17 protein-coding genes and 1 pseudogene are annotated in these 20,637 nt (G+C 62.3%); 8 read left to right on the forward strand and 10 right to left on the reverse strand.

The genetic code is table 11. The features are described 5' to 3' along the window. Window positions 1-34: 34 nt before the first annotated feature. Entirely contained in the window at window positions 35-790 is a 756-nt protein-coding gene (locus P0D89_RS25375; RefSeq protein ID WP_408362028.1) for an IclR family transcriptional regulator, read from the reverse strand. Between the two features lie 173 nt (window positions 791-963). Between P0D89_RS25375 and P0D89_RS25380 the strand changes: the two genes are divergently transcribed. The 3 genes from P0D89_RS25380 to P0D89_RS25390 all read left to right on the forward strand — a co-directional run bounded on the left by P0D89_RS25380 (window position 964) and on the right by P0D89_RS25390 (window position 4,545). Further along, a complete protein-coding gene (locus P0D89_RS25380) occupies window positions 964-2,310 on the forward strand; it encodes a Rieske 2Fe-2S domain-containing protein (RefSeq protein WP_408362029.1) in 1,347 nt (448 codons plus the stop codon). A gap of 89 nt (window positions 2,311-2,399) precedes the next feature. Then, complete coding sequence (locus P0D89_RS25385; RefSeq protein ID WP_408362030.1) at window positions 2,400-3,425, forward strand: aldo/keto reductase; 1,026 nt, start codon at window positions 2,400-2,402, stop codon at window positions 3,423-3,425. A gap of 58 nt (window positions 3,426-3,483) precedes the next feature. Beyond that, window positions 3,484-4,545, forward strand: a complete 1,062-nt coding sequence (locus tag P0D89_RS25390) for an ABC transporter substrate-binding protein (RefSeq protein WP_408377415.1) — start codon at window positions 3,484-3,486, stop codon at window positions 4,543-4,545. An 80-nt stretch (window positions 4,546-4,625) separates the two neighbouring features. Here the strand turns inward: P0D89_RS25390 and P0D89_RS25395 are convergent, their stop codons facing one another. Continuing rightward, window positions 4,626-5,741, reverse strand: coding sequence for an ABC transporter ATP-binding protein (locus P0D89_RS25395; protein WP_408362032.1), 1,116 nt, complete (start codon window positions 5,739-5,741; stop codon window positions 4,626-4,628). 50 nt (window positions 5,742-5,791) lie between these two features. Further along, a complete protein-coding gene (locus tag P0D89_RS25400; RefSeq protein ID WP_408362033.1) occupies window positions 5,792-7,531 on the reverse strand; it encodes an ABC transporter permease in 1,740 nt (579 codons plus the stop codon). Between the two features lie 303 nt (window positions 7,532-7,834). Here P0D89_RS25400 and P0D89_RS25405 point away from each other — a divergent pair, with 303 nt between their 5' ends. Beyond that, window positions 7,835-8,587 carry an IS6 family transposase gene (locus P0D89_RS25405; RefSeq protein ID WP_408362034.1) on the forward strand — a complete coding sequence of 251 codons (753 nt, stop codon included), beginning with the start codon at window positions 7,835-7,837 and terminating at the stop codon, window positions 8,585-8,587. Window positions 8,588-8,709: 122 nt separating this feature from the next. On the opposite strand, the gene P0D89_RS25410 is transcribed toward P0D89_RS25405, so the two are convergent. From P0D89_RS25410 to P0D89_RS25420, 3 genes are all read right to left on the reverse strand, one after another. Next, the gene (locus P0D89_RS25410) at window positions 8,710-10,221 is read right to left on the reverse strand and encodes an aldehyde dehydrogenase (RefSeq protein WP_408362035.1); all 1,512 of its coding nucleotides are present in this window, start codon (window positions 10,219-10,221) and stop codon (window positions 8,710-8,712) included. Between the two features lie 20 nt (window positions 10,222-10,241). After that, entirely contained in the window at window positions 10,242-11,642 is a 1,401-nt protein-coding gene (locus tag P0D89_RS25415) for an MFS transporter (RefSeq protein ID WP_408362036.1), read from the reverse strand. Between the two features lie 146 nt (window positions 11,643-11,788). Then, a complete protein-coding gene (locus P0D89_RS25420; protein WP_408362037.1) occupies window positions 11,789-12,520 on the reverse strand; it encodes an enoyl-CoA hydratase/isomerase family protein in 732 nt (243 codons plus the stop codon). A gap of 56 nt (window positions 12,521-12,576) precedes the next feature. On the opposite strand from P0D89_RS25420, the gene P0D89_RS25425 reads away from it, so the two are divergent. Beyond that, on the forward strand, window positions 12,577-13,359 hold the full coding sequence (locus P0D89_RS25425) for a GntR family transcriptional regulator (RefSeq protein ID WP_408362038.1): 783 nt from the start codon (window positions 12,577-12,579) through the stop codon (window positions 13,357-13,359). A gap of 15 nt (window positions 13,360-13,374) precedes the next feature. Further along, window positions 13,375-13,926 (forward strand): DinB family protein, encoded by a 552-nt coding sequence (locus tag P0D89_RS25430; protein ID WP_408362039.1) that lies wholly within the window; start codon window positions 13,375-13,377, stop codon window positions 13,924-13,926. Between the two features lie 51 nt (window positions 13,927-13,977). On the opposite strand, the pseudogene actP reads toward P0D89_RS25430, so the two are convergent. The 3 genes and pseudogenes from actP to P0D89_RS25445 all read right to left on the reverse strand — a co-directional run. After that, window positions 13,978-14,310 (reverse strand): annotated as a pseudogene (actP, locus tag P0D89_RS25435) (cation acetate symporter); the annotation flags it as partial. Window positions 14,311-14,490: 180 nt separating this feature from the next. Further along, complete coding sequence (locus tag P0D89_RS25440) at window positions 14,491-14,787, reverse strand: hypothetical protein (RefSeq protein WP_408362040.1); 297 nt, start codon at window positions 14,785-14,787, stop codon at window positions 14,491-14,493. Between the two features lie 181 nt (window positions 14,788-14,968). Further along, window positions 14,969-16,372, reverse strand: a complete 1,404-nt coding sequence (locus P0D89_RS25445; protein WP_408377417.1) for an FAD-dependent oxidoreductase — start codon at window positions 16,370-16,372, stop codon at window positions 14,969-14,971. A gap of 96 nt (window positions 16,373-16,468) precedes the next feature. On the opposite strand from P0D89_RS25445, the gene P0D89_RS25450 reads away from it, so the two are divergent. Next, on the forward strand, window positions 16,469-18,019 hold the full coding sequence (locus P0D89_RS25450) for a bifunctional AfsR/SARP family transcriptional regulator/alpha/beta hydrolase (protein WP_408362042.1): 1,551 nt from the start codon (window positions 16,469-16,471) through the stop codon (window positions 18,017-18,019). A gap of 201 nt (window positions 18,020-18,220) precedes the next feature. Here the strand turns inward: P0D89_RS25450 and P0D89_RS25455 are convergent, their stop codons facing one another. Next, entirely contained in the window at window positions 18,221-20,050 is a 1,830-nt protein-coding gene (locus P0D89_RS25455; protein ID WP_408362043.1) for an ABC transporter transmembrane domain-containing protein, read from the reverse strand. A gap of 248 nt (window positions 20,051-20,298) precedes the next feature. Between P0D89_RS25455 and P0D89_RS25460 the strand changes: the two genes are divergently transcribed. Next, window positions 20,299-20,490, forward strand: a complete 192-nt coding sequence (locus P0D89_RS25460) for a hypothetical protein (RefSeq protein ID WP_408362044.1) — start codon at window positions 20,299-20,301, stop codon at window positions 20,488-20,490. Window positions 20,491-20,637: the final 147 nt, after the last annotated feature.

Below are 20,637 nucleotides of genomic sequence, written 5' to 3' on the forward strand. Positions count from 1 at the left end.
CGGATTGCTTCGAAGAAACGTGGCGCGCAAGGCATCACGCGTCGTACTTCTGGTTGATGATGCGCAGCGGCGGCAGACGTGGACGCAACTCGTTGGCCGTGTCGATCAGCAGCTTGCGGAACGATTTGATCTGATCCGGCGTGAAGCGCGTGAGCAGGCCCGACACGGTCAAAGCGCCAAGCAGTTCGTTGCTCTCGTTGGTCAGGCCAACAGCGATGGCCGCCAGATCGGGATCGCGCTCGCCCTTCGAGACGACCCAGTTGCGCGTACGGATCGCCACGAAGGCTTCTTCGTTCGCGAACTCGGGGTCGTACGCGCACAGAATCTTGCCCGCGGCGCCGCCCTTGAGCGGATGACGCGAACCTTCGTCCAGATGGTGCCGTGCCGAGCGCGGTGAATTCACGCGATACAGGCAGATCCGCTCGGTGCCGTCACGCACGTAGAACGAAGCGGTTTCTCGCGTGAACGTCGAGAGTTTTTGCAGCGCCGGCCGCACCAGCGATTCGACGCTCACGGGCGCCGCGCTCAACGCGCCGAGCCGGCGCAATTCCGAGCCGAGCCGATATTTGCCGGCCGCATCGCGCTCCAGGAACTTCATGTACACGAGCGACGAGGTGAGTCGCAGAATCGTGCTCTTGTAAAACGACGAGCGCTGCGCGAGCACCGCCAGCGATAACGCCTCGCCCGGCTGCCTGAAACATTGCAGCAGCGACAGCGACCGTTCGACCGCTTCGACGCGCGTGCGCCCGCCGTCGTCGCCACTTTTGGATACTGCGAGTTCTGTCTCCATTCATCACCTCCATCAGCCATCTATTGCCGCATTTATACGCCGCGTCTGATGTTCTGTCGAACAGAATTTGTACCGCTTGACGGACCACCAGGCGAAACCTATTCTGGACCTGCCAATGCGGTGCGGCAGATTCCCGCCAGCACCGTGACCGCCCCCCAATACCTGGAGACGACATGCTGACCGCAGCAATGAACGAGCGCCTGACCCGCGTGGGTCCGGGCACGCCCGGCGGCGAACTGATGCGCCGCTACTGGATTCCCATCGCACCCTATTCGCAACTCGACGGCAACCCGGTCCGCAAGGTACGCGTGCTAGGCGAAGACCTGGTGTTGTACAAGGACAAGAGCGGCACGCTCGGCCTCGTCGGCGACCGTTGCCTGCATCGCAATGTCGATCTGCAGTTCGGCATTCCGGACGAGTGCGGCTTGCGCTGTCCGTATCACGGCTGGCTCTTCAATGAAGGCGGAAAGTGTGTCGAGCGGCCGATGGAAGCAACGCCGCGCGGGGAGATCAAGCAGAAGCTGAAGGCCTATCCGGTGCAGGAACTCGGCGGCCTTGTGTTCGCCTACATGGGCCCGGCGCCGGCGCCCGCACTGCCCCGCTGGGACCTGTTCGTGTGGCCGAACGCGATCCGCCAGATCGGCATCATGCACATCAACTGCAACTGGCTGCAGTGCCATGAGAACACGGGCGATCCGACCCACAGCGCGTGGGCGCACGGACACATGTTCCAGTACGTGCTCGAACAGCAAGGGCGTTATGAGGAAGCCGCCGCACGCGCCGAACACACGCTGCATACGCGCCTGAAAACCGGCATCGGCATCAAGGAGTTGTACGCGAGCGAGACCACAACCGGAATCTCGAAGGGCGTACGCTATTCGAAAGACCTGGGCGCCGATTCCGACTACTCCCGCGAACATTCGACCGTCATCTTCCCGTTCTTCACACAGACCGGCAAAACCGGTGCGCCGCGCAGCGAATACCAGATTCGCGTGCCGGTCGACGACACGCACACGTACCACATCTGCTACCAGGTTTATGCGGCGCCGCCCGGTGTCGATGCGCCCAAACAGGATTCCGTGCCGTGGTACGAACCGCCGCGCTTCGACGAACACGGCAAACCCATTCTCGACTACGTGCTCGCGCAGGATGCGCTGGTCTGGGACGCGCAAGGCGCGATCACCGATCGCAGCGCCGAATTGCTCGGCCGCACCGACATTCCGATCGTGCTACTGCGCCGTCAACTCGACGAGCAGATCCGCCGCGTCGAAGAAGGCCTTGAGCCGATCAACTTCTATCGCGAATCGCCGGACATCATCTACGGTTCAGGCGCCGCGCCCGATTACAGCCAGCCGCTGCTCAAGCACAATTTCCGCAAGCTGTATCACCGCGGCTTTTTCAACGACGATGCGGATCGCTACGGCCCGGCGCTCGAGCTTGTGAAGGACCTGCATCGGCGCATCGAAGAGTTCGAGACAGCGGGACGCGAAACGGAAGGCGCCGACGCGAACGCCAGCTGAGCCGGAATGATCCCATTCTCTTAACGCGCAGCGCGCGATGACCTCATCGCGCTTGCTGCTCGCCGTTTACCGCGGGTGAGGAACGAGCGATGCACTACAGAAAGATCGGCTTGAGCGGTCTCGAGGTTTCGGAGATCGGCTTCGGCTGCGGCGGCAATGCGGGGTTGATGGTGCGCGGTACGTTCGACGAACAGCGGGCGATCGTCGAACGCGCGCTGGAGCTCGGCATCAACTATTTCGACAACGCGCCGGACTATGGCAACGGCGCCGCGGAAGAAAATCTCGGCGCCGTGCTGAAAGCCATCGGCGCACGGCCGCTGATCAACTCGAAGGTCGAGGTCCGCGTGACCGATCTCGACGATATTGCCGGGCACGTCGTGCGCTCGACCGAAGCGAGCCTGCGGCGCCTCGGCATTGAATGTCTCGACATACTGCAAATTCATAACGGACCGCGCGCCGGTCCAACCGCGCTCGAAGGACTCGGCTACAAGACGCTGAGCATCGACGACTTCCTGCGTCCGAACGGCGCGCTCGACGGCTTGCAGCGAATCCTGCGCGACGGTAAAGCCCGGCATATCGGCTTTATCTGCCGCGGCAACGACGCCTCCGAAGTCAACGCGCTGCTAAATACCGGGCTATTCAGCATGATCAACGTGTCCTATACGCTGCTCAATCCCACTGCCGGCATGCGTTGCCCGCCCGGCTTGCTGGTGGACCGGGACGGTGGCGACGTGATCGGCGCCGCCGCGCAACGCGGCTGCGGCGCCGCGATTTTCAGCGCGCTCGCGGGCGGCTTCCTGACCGACGAAAGCGTGTCGGGTTCGCAGCGTCATCCGCTTGCACGCGGTGTCGATCCGAACTCGGCGGCGACCTTCGACGCGCGCCACAAGGCGGCGCAACTGCGGTTCCTCGCACAGGAATCGGGTTTGACGCTCGCGCAGGCCGCGTATCGATTCGTCCTCTCGCATCCCGGCGTCACGACCGTGCTCGGCGGCTTTTCCGCGCGCAATCAGTTGGAAGAACTGTGCCGCGTGTCTGGCGCAGCACCACTCGACGCCGGCACATTCGGCCGGCTCGACGCCGTGTGGCGCGGCAACTTCGACGTCGCGGCTTAGCGACGGCCTGGCGATAGGCGGTAGCACCGCCTACTATAAAAACATCATTGGAGACATCATGACTACCCGACGCTCGGTCGTGAAGCTGTGCGCGCTATGGCCTCTCGCCAGTTCCGTGAATTTCGCGCTGGCCGCGGACAACATCTCGCCGAACATGGCGCTCGCCCAGTACACCGGTACGGATCGCACGGAACGCATCTTGCGCGCGGCGAAAGCCGAGGGCGAGCTGACGTTCTACACATCGATCGCACAATCGGACATTGCTCCGCTGATCGATCCGTTCGAAAACCGCTACGGCATCAAGGTGAACGTATGGCGCGCCGGCGATGAACAGGTCGTGCAGCGCTGCGTCGCCGAAGCGCAAGGCCGGCGTTATATCGTCGACGCGGTGCATACCGGGTCTTCGTTTCTCGACGCGCTCCGCAGAGAGAAATTGCTGCAACCGGTCGCCTCTCCCGCTCTCGATCAATTGATGCCGGAGACGATTCCAGCGCATCGCCAATGGGCAGCGACGATGTTGTCGGTGTGGGTGCAGGCGTACAACACGAGTCTGATTCAGAAAAGCGAACTGCCCACGACCTTCAACGATCTGCTCGCGCCTCACTGGAAGGGCAAGCTCGGCATCGAAGCGAAGAGCGCCGATTGGTTTGCGACCGTGGCGACGCAGATGGGGCGCGACAACGGCATCGAATTTTTCAGGACGCTCGTCGACAGGAACGGCGTGTCCGCCCGCGTCGGCAATTCGTTGCTCACCAATCTCGTGGCCGCAGGCGAAGTACCGCTCGGACTCGAGGTCTACAACTACATGCCGGCCCAGGCGAAACGCAAGGGCGCGCCGATCGACTGGTTCCTGATGGAGCCGGCCGCCGCGCGAGCAAACGGCATCGCCGTGACGAACCGCGCGCCGCATCCCGCGGCCGCGCTATTGCTGTACGACTATCTGCTGTCGGTCGACGCGCAGCGAATCCTGGCGTCATTGGACTATGTGCCGACCAACCGGACCGTGGCGTCCCCGCTGCAAGGCACGAAGATGACGCTAGTGGACCCCGCCTTGTCGCTGAAAGAAAAGATGGCGTGGACCAAGACCTTCAATCAGATCTTCCTGCACGCATCGACTTGATCGGCCAGCGGTAAAAACGCTCGCCATGTCCGCCCAGTCGGCGGTCATGGCGAGCGTTGTCGCATCTGAGCGCGTGACGGTCAGGTGCGCTCGCTGCGCAGCGCAATACAGCTCGCCGGATCGACCGAAAACCAGATCGGTTGACCGACCGGCGTCTTATGCGACGGATGCACACGGGCCAGCACGATCTGCCCGTTGACGCTGATCTGAAAGTCCAGCGTTTCGCCAAGAAACACTTTCGCGTGCACCGTTCCCTCGAAAACGTTGCGCTGCCCTTGCGCCGCTTCACGCGTTTCGTGCACCAGCACATTCTCCGGCCGCAGGGAAATCACAACCTCCTCGCCGTCGCGGCATTCGACCGCGTTGGCGACCGCCATCGTGCCAATAGCCGAATCGATTACGATGTTGCCGCCATCGGCTTCGCCATGCCGCACTGTGCCGTCGATGAAATTCGTCGAGCCGACAAAGTCCGCGACGAAGCGGCTATTCGGCAGATCGTAAATGTCGCGCGGAGCCGCCTTCTGTACGATCTGACCTTCCTTCATGACCGCGATTTCATGCGACAGCGCCAGCGCTTCTTCCTGGTCGTGAGTTACGTAGATCGTCGTGATGCGCAGTTCACGTTGCATCCGCTTGAGCTCGAAACGCATCTTGTCGCGCAGCTTCGCATCGAGATTCGACAGCGGTTCGTCGAGCAGCAGCAACTTGGGCTCCATCACGAGCGCACGCGCCAGCGCGAGCCGTTGTTGCTGACCGCCCGACATCCGGGTCGCGTCGCGATCGGCGACATGGTCGAGACCGACCGCGGTCAGCACACGCATCACCTTCTCTTCGATCTCGCGCTTCGTATATTTCTTCGCGCCGACTTCCAGCGGAAAACTGGCGTTGCGAAACACCGTCATATGCGGCCAGATCGCGTACGACTGAAACACCATGCCGAATTGCCTGCGATTGGGCGGCACAAAGGTGTCCGTGTCCGACGCATACATCGTAATGCCGTTCACCGAGATCGAGCCGCTAACCGGCTTTTCGAGTCCCGCGATCGAGCGCAATGTCGTGGTCTTGCCGCAGCCGCTCGGGCCGAGCAAGGTGAAGAGCTTGCCAGCAGGTACCTCGAACGATACGTCGCGCGTCGCGCGCACCCGCACGTTGTTGCCGTCCACGTATTCGGTATTCAGGGCTTGTACACTCAGCACGTCTTTCTCCGGAAAAATCGTTCCTGCGTGATGCAAAAAGATGAAGCACGTCAGCGATGATTCGCTTTCACACCAAATTTCCCACCGACGTACTGCGCAAGCGACACGAGCGCCAGCAGCGCGATCACGAGCATCACGCTTAGCGCCGACAGTTCGACATATTGGCCGTTCTGCCACAGTTCCCAGATCACGATCGAGACCGTCTCGGAGCCCGGGCTATACAACAGCACCGAACTCGACAACTCGCGAATCGATACGATCATCACGTAGATCCAACCCGCCAGCAGCCCTGGCTTGAGCAGCGGCAGGACGATCCGGTAGAAGGTCGTGGTCCACGTCGCGCAACTCATCGCGGCGGACTCTTCTAGCTCCTTGTGAATCTGCGTCATCGACGTCGACGTGTAGCGCATGCCATATGGCATGAAGCGGGTGATATAAGCGAGCAGCAGAATCCACAGCGTTCCATAGATCCCGATGTCGACCTTCAGCGACACGATCATGAACGACAGCCCGAGTACGAGCCCCGGAAACACCAGCGGCAGCGAGGCCAGATGATTGAGGAATGCCCGGCCCGGCAGCTTCGTCTTGATCACGATCCAGCTCACCACCGCGCTGAGCAGCATCACGGCGGTCGCGCAGCCGGCCGACAGCACGAGGCTATTGACCACAGCGCCGCGCAGCACGGACAAATGGAGAATGTATCGGTACGCGTCGAATGACAGATGATGCAGCGCGTCGAGCGACGGCGAACGGTAGTACTTTTGCAGCGACGACCACAGCAGCACGACGAACGGCAACGCGACGAGCAACAGGAAATACACGACAAAGATGCCGACCGTGGCAATGCGCCAGCGGCCGATATCGACGACACGTGGACGGAAGCCCTTGCCGGTCATCGTCGCAAAGCGTTCGTTGCGACCGGTGACGCGCGCCTGAAGATAAAGACACGCCGAGGTAATAACCACCAGCAGCATCGAATACGCCGAAGCGAGGCCGATCTGGCTCGGATACTGCTCGATCGCTTCATAGATCGACGACGTGAAGACTTGCAGCTTGACTGGCAGTCCGATCAAGGCGGGCACCTCGAACGATTCGAGCGCCCGCACGAACAGGATCAGAATCGTCGACGCAACCGCCGGCAACGCGAGCCTCAATGTGATGCGCCACATGGTCCGCCCGATTCCCGCGCCGCACATCAACGACGATTCCTCGAGCGACGGGTCCATGCCACGAAACGCGGCGGACATCAGCAGGAAAGCCATCGTCGAATAGTGCAGGCCATCGACCCAGATCATGCCGCCGATGCTGTAGATGTTGAATAGCGGCTTGCTGATTCCGAACAGCGATGCGAACGCGACGTTCAGCACACCGATCTTCGGGCTGGCGAGAAAGATCCACGAAATGGTGAACAGGATGCTCGGAATGATCAGAGGAACGATCGTGATCGCATAGAAGAGCTTGCGAAATGGCGTGTTCGTGCGTTCGATGATCCAGGCGAGCACGGTGCCGATCACGAACGAAACGAGCGCGGCGCCGAACGCAAAACGCAGCGACGTCAGCAACGTATGCAGCGTTCGCCAACTGCCGAACGCCGTGACGTAGTTGCCGAGTGTGGCAACCGCCGGCGAATCGGCGACTTGCGGCGTAAAGAAGCTCTGCCAGAACAGAAACGTCAGCGGTATCAGCGCAAGCAACGCAACGACGACAATGGCGCCGCCGATAATGAACCATTTGCCGGAAACCCGGCGACGTCGCACGGCGCCTGCTGCCACATCGGTTGTCAATTCCACGCATGTCCCCTTTCTGGTTGGACACCTGGGACAGTCGCCAACGGCGCGTCCCGACGCTCATCAATTTATACTTAGATACCTAAACATAACAACTAGCGAAAACACCGATACGTCACTGGCATACCGTTTTTGATGGCATGCCAGGTGGGCCATTTTCTATCGTGGGCTAACAAAATCGGGTGATTCGGCATTCAGAAGCGATGTCGTAATGAAAGCTTGACAGTGACCTGGCTCGGCGTCGACGATTGGCCGGCATCGTCACGTTGTTGGCTGGCTGAGGGAGATAGGGCGAAAATCTCGGGCATGAAACGAACGACTTTGCCACAGCGCACGCCGTCAACCGGCACCATTTGCTATGCCGGCTACCGGTTCCCGCCCGATGTGATCAGCTACGCGGTGTGGCTGCACTACCGTTTTCCGCTGAGCCTGCGCATGGTCGAGGAGTTGCTGGCCGCCCGTGGCATCGATCTGACCTACGAGACGGTGCGGCGCTGGTCGATGAATTTTGGGCTGGGCATTGCCCGGCGTAACCGGTCCACGGCCCTGGCGCGAGGCGACAAGTGGCACCTCGATGAAGTGGTCGTCACGATCAACGGGAAGAAGCACTGGCTGTGGCGTTCGGTGGACCAGCATGGCGCGGTGCTCGACGTGCTAGTGCAAAGCCGGCGCGACCTGCACGCAGCCAGGCGCCTGCTGCGCAAACTGCTCAGGAAGCACGGCCGTGCGCCGCGTGTACTTGTCACCGACAAGCGCAAGAGCTACGCGGCCGCGAACCGGGATCTGGGGATCAACGTCGAACACCGTCAGCACAAGGGGCTGAACAACAGGGCGGAAAACTCGCACCAGCCAATGCGAGTGCGCGAGAAGGTGATGCGCCGCTTCAAATCGGCGCATCACCTGCAACGTTTCGCTTCGGTCCACCACCAGGTCGCCAATCTCTTCATGCATTGCCGTTACCACACCGACGCAGGGCAACGGCGGACGCTACGAACCGAAGCTTTCGAGGCCTGGGAAAGCGTGACGTGCGCTCCAATGCTGGAGCGCCTTGCAGCTTAAATTAGGTTTCCTTACGTCATTCATGTTCGGCCATTCGTCGACCGATAATTTGACAGTTCCGGCCGCCGAAAAACCGGTCGCGGCCGTGAGCGATGTCAGCCTCTTGCGTCACTCCAGAAGAATCAGTTGAGACGTTTCAGTTCGCCATCGTCCGCATACCAGTCGACGGTTTTGCCGCTCGTATTGATCGTCACCGCGCGCGGCTCGCTGAACTGATCGAACGATTCGACGCCCGTCTCGCGCCCCACGCCGCTGTTCTTGAAACCGCCCCAAGGCGACGCCGGGTCGAGCCGGTGGTGATCGTTGACCCACACCATGCCGAATTCGAGCTTGCTCGCCACGCGATGCGCGCGCGCGACGTCCTGCGTCCACACGGAAGCGGCGAGACCGAACTGGGTGTCGTTGGCGATGCGGATCGCGTCCGCCTCGTCGTCGAACGGCATCACGACGGTGACCGGCCCGAACACTTCATCCTGACCGATCTCCGAACGCGGATCGACGTCATACAGCACCGTCGGCTCGATGAAAAAGCCCTGCTTCAGGTTGGACGGTACGCCGCCGCCCGTCAGCACCTTCGCGCCCGCTGCCTTCGCACGCTCCAGCATCGCCAGCATGCGCTGGCGCGAGCGGTCGGAAATCACCGGACCGAGTTGTGTCTTCACATCGGCGGGATCGCCTACGCGAATGGCCGCCGCTTTCGCGCGGAAGCGTTCGAGAAACTCCGCATAGATCGACTTCTGCACCAGAATCCGCGCGCCGCACACGCAGGTCTGTCCCGCGCCGATGAAGGCCGCGAACGCCGCGCCGTTCACCGCGCGCTCCATGTCGAAATCGTCGAACAGCATCACCGCGCCCTTGCCGCCGAGTTCGAGCGTCGTCAACGCGAAGGTGCGCGCCGCGGCTTCACCAATCGAGCGGCCGACTTCCGTGCCGCCCGTGAACACGACCTTGCGGATCAGCGGATGCCGCGCGAGCGCCGCGCCCGCTTCGCGCCCTTCGCCGTTCACGACGTTCACGACGCCCTTCGGCACGCCTGCTTCATCCAGCAGACGCACGAGGCGCACGGTGGTCAGCGGGGTCTGCTCGGACGCCTTGATGACGACGCTATTGCCCGTCGCGAGCGCGGGCGCAAGACTCTTCGACAGAATCATCAGCGGATGATTGAACGACGTCATCAACGCGACGACGCCGAGCGGCACGCGCTGCGTGTAGCACAGGTACGGCCCTTCGATCGGAATCACGTCGCTGCGGCGCGTCAGCGCAAGCGCCGCGAAGTATCGGTAGAACTGCGGCAGACGCGAAATCTGCGCGCGTGTCTCCGAGATCGGCCGGCCGTTATTCAACGTTTCGAGTTTATAAAACTGTTCGAGGTCCGCTTCAAACAGATCGGCGAAACGATTCAGCACGCGCGCGCGTTGCTGGATCGGCATGTCGCGCCACGCGCCGCTTTCGAACGCGCTATGGCCCGCGTGCACCGCGCGGGCCACATCCTGTTCCGACGCGGCCGCGAGCGTGCCAATCACTTCACCCGTCGCCGGATTGACGATGTCGAGCGTGCGGCCGGTGTCGGCGTCCGTCCATGCGCCGTCGATGAAAAGCTGTGCATCGAGATGTGTTTGGTTCACTGTGTCCATAGAGATCAATTCCAGGTGGTTCACTTGAGAGGCGATGCATGCGCATCTGTGCGCACCCCATCGCGTGTCTGTGGGTCGGCGGGTTGCAGGTCTTCGAGACGCCGGCCGGTCGGCTCGACGCCGAGCCACGCGACGACGACGATCTGAATGGCGAGCAGGCCGATCATCAGTGCCAGTACACCGACAATGCCGTGCTGCGCGTACAGCGCGATGACGATAAACGGCGTCACGATCGTCGCGCCGCGACCCAGCGTGTTGCAGATGCCCGATGCGCGCAGCCGGACTTCGGTCGGGAAGAGTTCGGGTACGTAGATCGCGAACAGCAGCGCGACCAGCACGTAGATCGGAATGGTCAGCAACAGGCCGACGAGGGGCAGCAGCAGCGGATTCGAGACGAACGGATAGATCGCGCCGAACACGATAGCCGCGAGTGACGCGCCGATGATGGTCGGCTTGCGGCCCCACGAGTCCGCTGTCAATGCGCCGATTGCAGAGCCGATTGGCGCGCCGAGGGACATGACGAGCGCGAACCCGAACGACTTCGCGATGCTGAAGCCCTGATGCACGAAAAAGGTCGGCAGCCAGGTAACGAAGCCGTACAGCAGCGTATTGATGACGACGAGCGTCACGCAGCCGACGATCATCCGTTGCAGCATCGTGCCGCTGAACAGTGAGCCGAACGACAGCAAAGCCGCGGCCTGACCCGGCGTCTTCGCAACGGCAGGCTGCGGCAGCGGTTGACCGCCGCGCGCGTGCGTGACTTCGTCTTCGATGCGTCGCAGGATCGCGTCTGCCTCTGCGTGACGGCCAACCGAGTCGAGCCAGCGCGGCGACTCGGGCAGCGACTTGCGCGCATACCAGACGCCCAGCGCGCCGAAGCCGCCCAGAACAAACATCGCGCGCCAGCCGAACGCCGGAATCAGCGCCAGGCCGATCAGCCCGGCGACCGGCAACCCGGACACGACGAACACAGCCATCAGTCCTTGTAGCTTGCCACGCTTTTGCGGCGGCACGAATTCGGTCAGTGTCGAATAGCCGACGACGTTTTCCGCGCCGAGCCCAAGGCCCATCACGAAGCGGCACGCAATCAGCACGCTCATGTTCGGTGCGAGCGCCGCGCCGAGCGAGGCGAGTCCGAACACCGCAAGATTCGCCTGATACGTGAAGCGGCGGCCGAAGCGGTCGCCGAGAAAGCCAGTGCCGAGCGAACCGAGCATCATGCCTAGAAAGGTCAGCGACACGAAAACCGCGTTCTGGCCGAGTGTGGAGAAGCCGGTTTTCAGCGTTGCACCGAGCACAGTCGACGCGACGTAGATGTCGAAGCCGTCGAAGAACATGCCGATGCCAATCAACCACATGATGCGCCGATGAAATCCCGACATCGGCAAACGGTCGAGCCGTGGGCCTGCGTTGACGTTCATGTCTGTCTCCTGTCGACCGGAACTGGCGCTTTAGCGCTTACTCCGGTCCATGCAAGATGGTTGCCGCCGGCGTGCTACGCAAACGAGCCGTCCCGCGATAAGTTCGCGCTCGCCGTGTATGGACTTCGATGGGGGTGAGCTTGCGCTCAGCGGCCCTGCATCAGGCGCAGGCTCGCGACGGTCAGCATGTCGGTCGCGCTTCGGAAGTTCTGTTCGATCGTGCTTTCCTCCGCCGCCTGGAAGAATGCCTTGCACTGGCGCGCGCCCGCGTCGTCGAGCGCGAGGATGCGATCGGTGAGCGCGTCGGCATCGCTGCGCAGCGCAGCGGGCTCGCAGACCTTCGTGATCAACCCCGCCTGCAACGCGGCGGCGGGCGTCAACGTGTCGCCCAACAGGACCATTGGAAACAGCGCCTTCGGCAAAGCATAGCGGCCCACATACGCCATGATCGCGGCAGGCGGCAAGCCCTTGCGCATCTCGGGAAACGCGAGCGTCGCGCGCGACGAGACAAGTGTGAAGTCGCACAGAATCGCAAGTCCGAAGCCGAAGCCGTGCGCATCGCCCTGCACTTCCGCGATCGAAATCATCGACGTGCCGCGCACGAGGCGCTTCAGTTCGATCAGCCGCGCGACTTCCGAACGGATCGACACCGCATCGCGCGCGGCGCGTTCGCGCCCCGTGCAGAAAGCGTTGCCGCTCGCACGGATGCGCAGCACGCGCGCGGTCGGCTCGGCCACTTCGCTGCGCAACGTGGCTGTCATCGCGTCGAACATCGGGCCGGAAACCTCGTTACCCGCGTCCGGTCGATTTAGCGTAAAGGTCAGCACGTCGCCCGCTCGCTCGATCAAAACCGGCTGCGGCAATGGACTGCGATCCATGACATCTCCTGTTGTATAATCTGTATACAGCGTATTCACATGATCACGAGGTGTCAATGCCTTCCAGCAAAACTGCGGTCAAGACCGTCGAAGCCGCCGCGCCGAAGCGCGTGAAAGATGCTCATGCAGGCGCACATTCGCTAGACAAGATCGCGAGCAAGTATCACTCGCGCATGCGCACGGTCCATGCATCGAGCGACTCATTGAGCGAAGGCGTGGTGGTGCCCGCGTTGCGCGAGGCGATCGTCGAGGGCGTGCTCGCGCCGGGCAGCCACCTTTCAGAAGTGCAGGTCGCGAAGCAGTTGAACGTAAGCCGCACACCGATGCGCGAGGCGTTCGCGCAGCTGGAACGCGAGGGACTGGTGGCGGTCCTGCCGCGCGTCGGCGCGTACGTACGCGCCGTGACGCTACGTGACGTCGAGGAGATTTATACGGTGCGCGCGGCGCTCGAATGTCTTGCCGTGCAACTCGCGTCGGAGCGCATCACGGCGCTCGGCACAGCGCAACTCGACGACGTGATCGAAGCGATGCAAGTGAGCGTCAATGCCGACAATCCGGCGAGTTACGTCGATGCGCTAGACCGCTTCTACACAATCGTCATGACGATCGCCGACAACCGCACACTGCAGGACAGTCACGCAGGATTGATAGGGCCTGTGCGGCGCCTGCGACGCATTGCGATGGCGCGCGGCGGCCGAATGCAGGCGTCGTTCAGTCAGGCGGTCAAAATTCGCGATGCCATTGTGAACCGCTCGCCGAACGTGCAGGACCTGATGCGCGAACAGTTGGCCGGCGCGTGTCGCGCGGCGGTGGACGTGTTGAACGACGCGAGTGAATAATCGAGGAAACGAGTCATGCTCAATACGCAAGCCGCCCGCATTCTTTCCCGCTATAAAAGCTGGGCCGACACTGTGCTTTTCGACGCCACTGGTGCCTTGCCGCCCGATGAAGTCGTCAAAACCCGGCAGACGTTGTTCAAAACGATGATCGGTACGCTGAATCATAACTATGTGGTCGATCTGATCTGGAAGGCACATCTCGAACGCAAGGAACACGGCTTCACGACCCGCAACGTGGTCGTGCACGCCGACCTGGACGACCTGCGTCGCGCGCAACAGGACGTGAATGCATGGTTCGAACGTTGGGCTGATACACAAAGCGACGCGTCGCTGGCTGAAGAGCTGTCGTTCGCGTTCATATCCGGCGAGCGTTCGACGATGTCGCGCGGCGCGATGTTCATGCATCTCGTGAATCACGCTTCGTATCATCGCGGGTGGGTCTGCGAAATGTTCTTCGACGTTCCCGCCAGACCGCCTGCTACCGACTTGCCTGTCTTTCTCGCGGCCCACCCGGAGTCCAGTTTCTCGCGGGCTTCGCACGATTCGCACAATCAGGCGAAAGTGTAGTACGAAGTCCAGCCGCGAATGCATGCCTCGCGGCTTTCCACGCGGATCGGCTTAATGATCGACTGCCTTCATCGACAGGACACCCGTCTGCCCATAAAACTCTTGCAGCGCAAACGCTTCCCGCTCCCGCTGCGCACGGGCGCCGCGATCCAGCATCGAGACGGCCCAGATGCCAGCGAACGCGAGCGGTACAGAAACCAGCGCAGGGTTGTCGAGCAACACCAACGCATGTGCCTGATGCAGCACGTCGACCCAAACCGCTTTCGAGAACAGCGTCAGCAGCACTGAAGCGATCAGCCCGACACTGCCACCCATCACGGCGCCACGGGTCGTCATGCCACGCCAGAAAATCGACAACACCAGCACCGGGAAATTCGCACTGGCCGGTGCCGAAGTGTAAGAGACATTCGAGCGGCCGCGCCTTCCATCAATCGAATGACTGGAGATGGCCGACCTCTGCCTGATGCAGTCGGTCCTGGTCGACCCAATATAGCCGGTCGACCGCCGTCCGCTCGAACGCCGGGTTGAGCGTTATGCTGCTCTACACACGAACCCTGGACGGCGTCATGCTCGAACGTTTTCCACTAGCGCGGCAATCTGCACGAACTCGACACCAGGGCGTACACCGTAGAGACCGGTTACTCGATCGAGAAGCTCATCGGTGAAGAACGCTTTGGCGGCGTCCTCTGACTCCCAAACGTAGAAGTTCGTGGCCTCGCGCTTTCCGGAATTGAGCGTGAAAGCCTTCGAGCGTAGTCCTGGCATTCCCTCAAACTTTCCACGTGCGGTCTCAGCGATCTTCTGCACGGCTAGCTCATCGAAATTGTCTCCATAACGAAACGTCACGAATACACCGATCATGTCCCACTCCTTTCGAGGCAATCGAGGGGACGTCCCACATCAGGCTTCACCTGCTGTTGGACGCTCCTCATGTTAAACGCTGGGCGTCACACGCGACTACGCGGTACTGTCGCTCGGGACCCAGGCTGCATTCGCAGCCCCGAGTGGGTGCAGCCCTACGTCAGGGCTTTCCCAAGCCAGGTCAGCTCAATTTTCGCGTTGTGTGGCGAGTTGATTCGATCGCAGACGAGGAAACCGATAACGCGGACCTCCAATTGCCCCGCCAGACCCGCCAGACGATCGCAGGGCTGAGCAGCGACCGCGGAGAGATCATCAGGTTTACAACCTTCAGAAAGGCAGTCGCCAGTGTGGTGTCGCGCGTCGCGGCAAGATGAAGCTTGCCGATGTACCAGTTGATGAAACGCCGCATCGGCGGGCGCGCGCCCTTAACTTGCGGATGGCGAAGGTCGTTGCCAACCGCGATGTCCCATGGAATGTCGACGATCTTTGCGGCCGCCCTGAAGAATCGCCGCGCGAGATCGTTCGAGCCCGCGCGCAGGCACTGTTGCAGCGTCAGCGCCTCCAGCGCCGCGACCGTCATGCCCTGGCCGTATACCGGGTTGAAACTGCAGATTGCGTCACCGAAAACCAGGTAGTTCTCGGGGAAGCGTGCGAGCTTCTCATACCGCCGGCGCAGGTTGGAGGCATAGCGATAGCGCCTGTAGCCAGATAGCGGCTCCGCTCTTGCGACAACGTCGTGAATCTCCATGGTCGGCAGCGTCGCCAGATACGCGAGAAAGCCTTGATCGTTGTCGGGTGCATCGTCGCCAAGAAAACCGCCGGCACTGATGATCCAGCTGTCGCCCTCCTGCGCGAGCATGGCACCGTTCCGCCAGTTCGGCGCACTGGCGGCGACAACTATGCCGAGCTTACCGTCCAGATCAGTCGGCCGACGACGATAGGTCCGGGTCATGTAACCTATGCCGATCTCGACCTTCTCGTTGGCGGGCGGTTGGTAGCTGAGCTCTTCAAGCCACGCCACGCTGGACGAGCCGCGGCCAGTTGCATCAACGACAAGGTCCGCGTCGACGGTCTCTTCCAGCTTGCCCTCAACAAGTGTGCGCACACCGGTCACGCTTGTGCGAGTGGGGTCGCTGGCAAGACCGAGCACATTGCAATTCCCTATGGCGTGCACGTTTGGCAACCCCAGGAGCCGTCGGCGCAGATGCCCTTCGAGCACGGGACGACTCGCAAGCAGGCCGATCAGGTCGCTCTTGCCATTGGCAAGCGTAACGTTGTGACCTATCCACGTCACGTCGTTGGCGGCATCGCCGAGCAGCCCGCCGCTTTGCGCGACAACCTCGCGGTTATATCCTGGGAAGAATTCCTCGAGTACCGCGCTGCCGCGCGAAAGAAGCCCATGGGTGTGGTGACCCTGCGGGACGCCCTTGCGCGGGGTGTCTGCTGCCGGAAACGCATCGCGTTCGAGCACGGTGACGGTGGTATAGAAATCCGATAGTGCACGCGCGGCCAACAGCCCACCCATGCTCGCGCCGATCACGATCGCATGCTCGCCTAGGTTCTTCATGGCAATCCTCCAGTTCAATCCGTCGCAATGGGTCCAGCGACGATTGCATTGCATGGTAGGATCGCCTCGTCCCCTGAGCGTCCCCTGGACGCCGTCATTGAGGGTCCCATCACGATGGCTCTGTTCAGCGTGCGGACGCTTGGATTTCCGGAGATCCGTCGGGACGGTAGGCTATGCCCGTTGGCCTTGCGCAAAGGCCTGGCCCTGCTGATCTACCTGGCCGAAGCGAAGGGCCCAGTCGGGCGCGACGTCGTCGCTACCATGTTGTGGCCGGAAAGCTGCGAAGACGTCGTACGGGCAAGGCTGCGGCGCCTGTTGCATCGCCTCCAGCTTACGCTTGGCGCCGACGTTCTTACAACTGACCGGTCGTCGGTTCGATGGTCATCAGCGACCGAACTGCTGCTGGATTCTCAGTTGTTTGAGCAGGCCTGCGACCGTGGCGAGTTCGAGTGGGCCTGCCGCCATTATCCCGGCGACTTTCTCCAGGGTTTTTCGCCCGGCGAATGCCCGCAGTTCGACGAGTGGGCTTTCTTTCGCCGTGAGGCCTTGCGAGGCAGAGCAATCCAGGCGCTCGAGCGGGTGGTGAACGACAGGAATGCGGCCGGCGACTACGCAGCCGCGGCCGCGCACGCCGGCCGTCTCGTTGAGTTCGATCCGCTCAGCGAAGTGTACGGCCGGCACCTCATCCGCAATCTGCTGCTCGCCGGAGATCGGGGCACGGCTGAACGCCACCTTGAGGCCCTGACGCAGCGCCTTCGCGACGAACTCGATGTGGCGCCCGAAACCGAGACCCGCGCGCTGCTGAACGCCGGCGCAACGTTGCCGATCGAGAATCCCCCGGCGACGCGCTACGTCAGCGGTGGCGACGTGCACCTCGCGTTCCAGACCTACGGCGCCGGGCGCATTGATGTTCTGGTGTTACCGGGTTTCGTGTCCCACGTCGAACGGGTTTGGGAGGAGCCCCGGTGCCGGGCGTTCCTGTCCTCCCTCGCCGAGATGGGCCGTCTCATCCTGCTCGATCGTCGTGGCGTCGGGCTTTCCGACCGGGTCGGGTTCAATCCCAGCGTCGACGCGACCGCGCAGGACATCGGCACCGTGCTTGACGGCGCTGGCAGCCGCCGGGTCGTGCTGTTCGGCGCGTCCGAGGGCGGACCGGCATGCATCAAATTCACCGCTGATCACCCCGATCGTGTCGCCGGCCTCATTCTGTTCGGCTCGCTGGCGAAGGGAAGCGCGGCACCTGACTATCCGCACGCGCTGCAGGCTAGCCAGTATGACGTGTGGCTGCAGCGGCTCGTCGCAGTCTGGGGCGGGCCTGCCGGCATCGAGACGTTCGCGCCGAGCCTGTCGGGCGATCCTCAGGCGAGAGCCTGGTGGGCAGGCTTGCTCCGGGCCGCGTCGAGCCCGGGAGCCATCAAGGGGGTGCTCGAGGCGTTGCGCGATATGGATGTGCGGCATCTTTTGGGCCGAGTTACCGTTCCGACACTGGTGCTCCACCGTCACGGCGACCGCGCCGTTCGCGTCGGCGCCGGCCGGCATCTCGCCAGCCACATTGCGCAAGCGCGATTCGTCGAGCTCGACGGCGCCGATCACTGGGTCTTCGCGGGCGATCAACAACCCGTCCTGGCCAGCATCAAACAGTTTGCCAGCAGTCTTGCGGCGTGACCGCGACCGAGAGATGCAAGCCAAGATCGCCGCTCGGCGAAGTGCGATTCACAGGAAATCTACTATGCAGTCCCGCTGAATCGCTAGACACTGGAGCATTGATGTGCAATTGCTGGGCCAGACCCGTGACACGCACGGTCATTGTCAGGGACGGCCCGCGCTCGGGCACTAGCACGGTTGCCCATCCAGGCTTTGCGCCCTTCACGCCGACCCAACAGGATCGCTCACGGCGCCGCGCTGCGCCGTCTGCCCCGATTGCTCGCCAAACTGCAACGCAGCAAGCTGGGCATAGAGCGGGGAGCTCAAAAGGAGTTCGGCGTGACGACCTTGCGCGACGATTCGCCCCTGTTCCAGCACGACAATGCGATCGGCCTGCTGGACGGTCGCGAGGCGGTGTGCGATGACCAGTGTGGTGCGGTTCTGCGAAGCATTGTCCAACGCCTTTTGCACCAGCCGTTCGCTGGCGGCATCGAGCGCGCTGGTGGCTTCGTCCAACAGCAGGATGGGTGGATTCTTCAGGATCGCGCGAGCGATCGCAATGCGCTGTCGCTGTCCGCCAGACAGTCGCACGCCTCGCTCGCCGAGAAACGTGTCATAGCCTTGCGGCAGTTCTTCAATAAAGCCGGCCGCAGCGGCCATGTCGGCAGCCCGCTTCACTTGCGCGAGTGTAGCGTCGGGAGCGCCATAGCGGATGTTGTCGAGCACGCTCCCAGAAAAGATCACCGATTCCTGCAGCACCACGCCGATCTCCTTGCGCAATTCGACGAGTGGCACGTCACGCGTCGGGACGCCGTTGATCAGAATGCAGCCGGATTGCGGATCGTAAAAGCGCAGCAGCAGTTGGAACAGCGTAGTCTTGCCCGCGCCGGACGGGCCTACCAATGCGACATGTTCGCCCGGGCGGACATCGAGCGAGAGAGCTGAAAGCGCAGCGATGCCTGGGCGCGACGGATACGAGAAGTTGACGTTGTCCAAGCGGATGCCCTCGCCTCGCACAGGCAGCGCGACCGTGGTCTCGGCCTCCACCACCGGCGAGCGCGCCGCCAGCAATTGCAGCAAACGTTCGGTGGCGCCGGCCGCGCGCTGCAGATCGCCCCACACCTCCGCGACCGCTCCCACGGCGCCGGCCGTGAACACTGCGTAGAGGATGAACTGGGACAATTGGCCGGCCGTCATCCGCCCGGCCAGCACCGCCTGGGCCCCGAGCCACAGCACGAATACGATGGCGCTGAACACTAGCACGATCACCACGGCGGTCAGCCAGGCGCGAGCGCGAATGCGCGTGAGCGCAGTATCGAAGGCTGTTTCCACCGCGCCGGCAAACCGATGCGCCTCGAAAGGCTCCTGAGCATACGACTGTACGGTCGGCATGGCATTGAGCACCTCGCCCGCCAACGCGCTCGTGTTCGCGATCTTGTCCTGGCTTGCGCGCGAGAGCCGCCGCACGCGCCGGCCGAAGATCACGATAGGCGCGACCACTATGACCAGCGTCGCGATGATGTAGCCGGACAGCACCGGGCTCGTCACGGCCAGCATCGCCACGCCACCGGTCAACAGGAAGAAGTTGCGCAATCCCAGCGACAGGCTGGTCCCGACCACCGTCTGGATCAACGTGGTGTCGGTGGTGAGCCGTGACAGCACCTCACCTGTCTGTGTGGTCTCGAAGAACTGCGGGCTCATCCCCAGTACGTGATCGTAGACTGCACGCCGCAAGTCGGCCGTGACCCGCTCGCCCAGCCATGACACGAGGTAAAAGCGCAACGCCGTGGCGCCGGCCAGCACGAGCGAAACGACTAAGAGCGCGAGGAAATAACGATCGATGTGCACCCGGTCGCCCCCGGCGAAGCCACGATCGATCAGGTATTTGAAGGCCACCGGCAACACCAGTGTGGCGCCCGCCGACGTCAACAGCGCAACGAAGGCAAGCGCCCAGCGCCCGGCATAGGGGCGCAGGAAGGGCACCAACGCAAACAGAGGGCCGATACGAGGTGAAGGACGCGAAAACGGCGAAGACGTAACAGCGTCTGACATGTGGATTCCCAAAGCGGATCGAATATCCTCTCGATTGTGCCAGTCCTACGAATTCGAAGGCGGTTCACGTAAATGCCCGATGCGGGTCCATAAGTGCTTGCAGGTGTGCTTCCAGGTCCGCCACGCATCGTCCTGAGTACTTGCCAGCCTATCCGGATACACACCAGTCGGCAGACTGCTTCACGTGCTTGCCGCGACAGTCCATCTGGACCAAGATCGAGTCGACTCATCCAGTCCAGGCCATTTCCATGACTGACCACTCCGATCCTGACAAAGTGAACGGCCCCAGTGGCTTGACGTTGCGTCAGATCCACGAGCAGGTACAGAAGAGCGTCGAACGCGACCGCGAAGAACAGGCAGTGCCCAACACCATTGCTCCGCAGCGCAGCAGGTGGCAAGGTTGGGTGCGCTACGTGTGGAGTCGCAGCGGGCGTCGGTAGGCGGCGAGCTTACCCCGCTGGTTCCTCTGCGTGGTCGAGGGCCGTAGCACGATCGCGTCTTTTGCTTCCAGCTTGCGCCCGTTTAGGGCCGAGACTCCGGGCGACCCGAGGACAGAGATCGACCTAGCAGGCTGTTGAATTTGGAAC

The organism is Paraburkholderia sp. RL18-085-BIA-A, assembly GCF_046027075.1.
Taxonomy (GTDB): Bacteria; Pseudomonadota; Gammaproteobacteria; order Burkholderiales; family Burkholderiaceae; genus Paraburkholderia.

Coding starts and splice junctions, on each gene's coding strand:
- P0D89_RS25385 (WP_408362030.1), top strand. CDS start 2,400: ATGCACTACAGAAAGATCGGCTTGAGCGGTCTCGAGGTTTCGGAGATC.
- P0D89_RS25420 (WP_408362037.1), bottom strand. CDS start 12,520: ATGGATCGCAGTCCATTGCCGCAGCCGGTTTTGATCGAGCGAGCGGGC.
- P0D89_RS25375 (WP_408362028.1), bottom strand. CDS start 790: ATGGAGACAGAACTCGCAGTATCCAAAAGTGGCGACGACGGCGGGCGC.
- P0D89_RS25425 (WP_408362038.1), top strand. CDS start 12,577: ATGCCTTCCAGCAAAACTGCGGTCAAGACCGTCGAAGCCGCCGCGCCG.
- P0D89_RS25390 (WP_408377415.1), top strand. CDS start 3,484: ATGACTACCCGACGCTCGGTCGTGAAGCTGTGCGCGCTATGGCCTCTC.
- P0D89_RS25450 (WP_408362042.1), top strand. CDS start 16,469: ATGGCTCTGTTCAGCGTGCGGACGCTTGGATTTCCGGAGATCCGTCGG.
- P0D89_RS25415 (WP_408362036.1), bottom strand. CDS start 11,642: ATGAACGTCAACGCAGGCCCACGGCTCGACCGTTTGCCGATGTCGGGA.
- P0D89_RS25410 (WP_408362035.1), bottom strand. CDS start 10,221: ATGGACACAGTGAACCAAACACATCTCGATGCACAGCTTTTCATCGAC.
- P0D89_RS25405 (WP_408362034.1), top strand. CDS start 7,835: ATGAAACGAACGACTTTGCCACAGCGCACGCCGTCAACCGGCACCATT.
- P0D89_RS25440 (WP_408362040.1), bottom strand. CDS start 14,787: ATGATCGGTGTATTCGTGACGTTTCGTTATGGAGACAATTTCGATGAG.
- P0D89_RS25430 (WP_408362039.1), top strand. CDS start 13,375: ATGCTCAATACGCAAGCCGCCCGCATTCTTTCCCGCTATAAAAGCTGG.
- P0D89_RS25380 (WP_408362029.1), top strand. CDS start 964: ATGCTGACCGCAGCAATGAACGAGCGCCTGACCCGCGTGGGTCCGGGC.
- P0D89_RS25460 (WP_408362044.1), top strand. CDS start 20,299: ATGACTGACCACTCCGATCCTGACAAAGTGAACGGCCCCAGTGGCTTG.
- P0D89_RS25455 (WP_408362043.1), bottom strand. CDS start 20,050: ATGTCAGACGCTGTTACGTCTTCGCCGTTTTCGCGTCCTTCACCTCGT.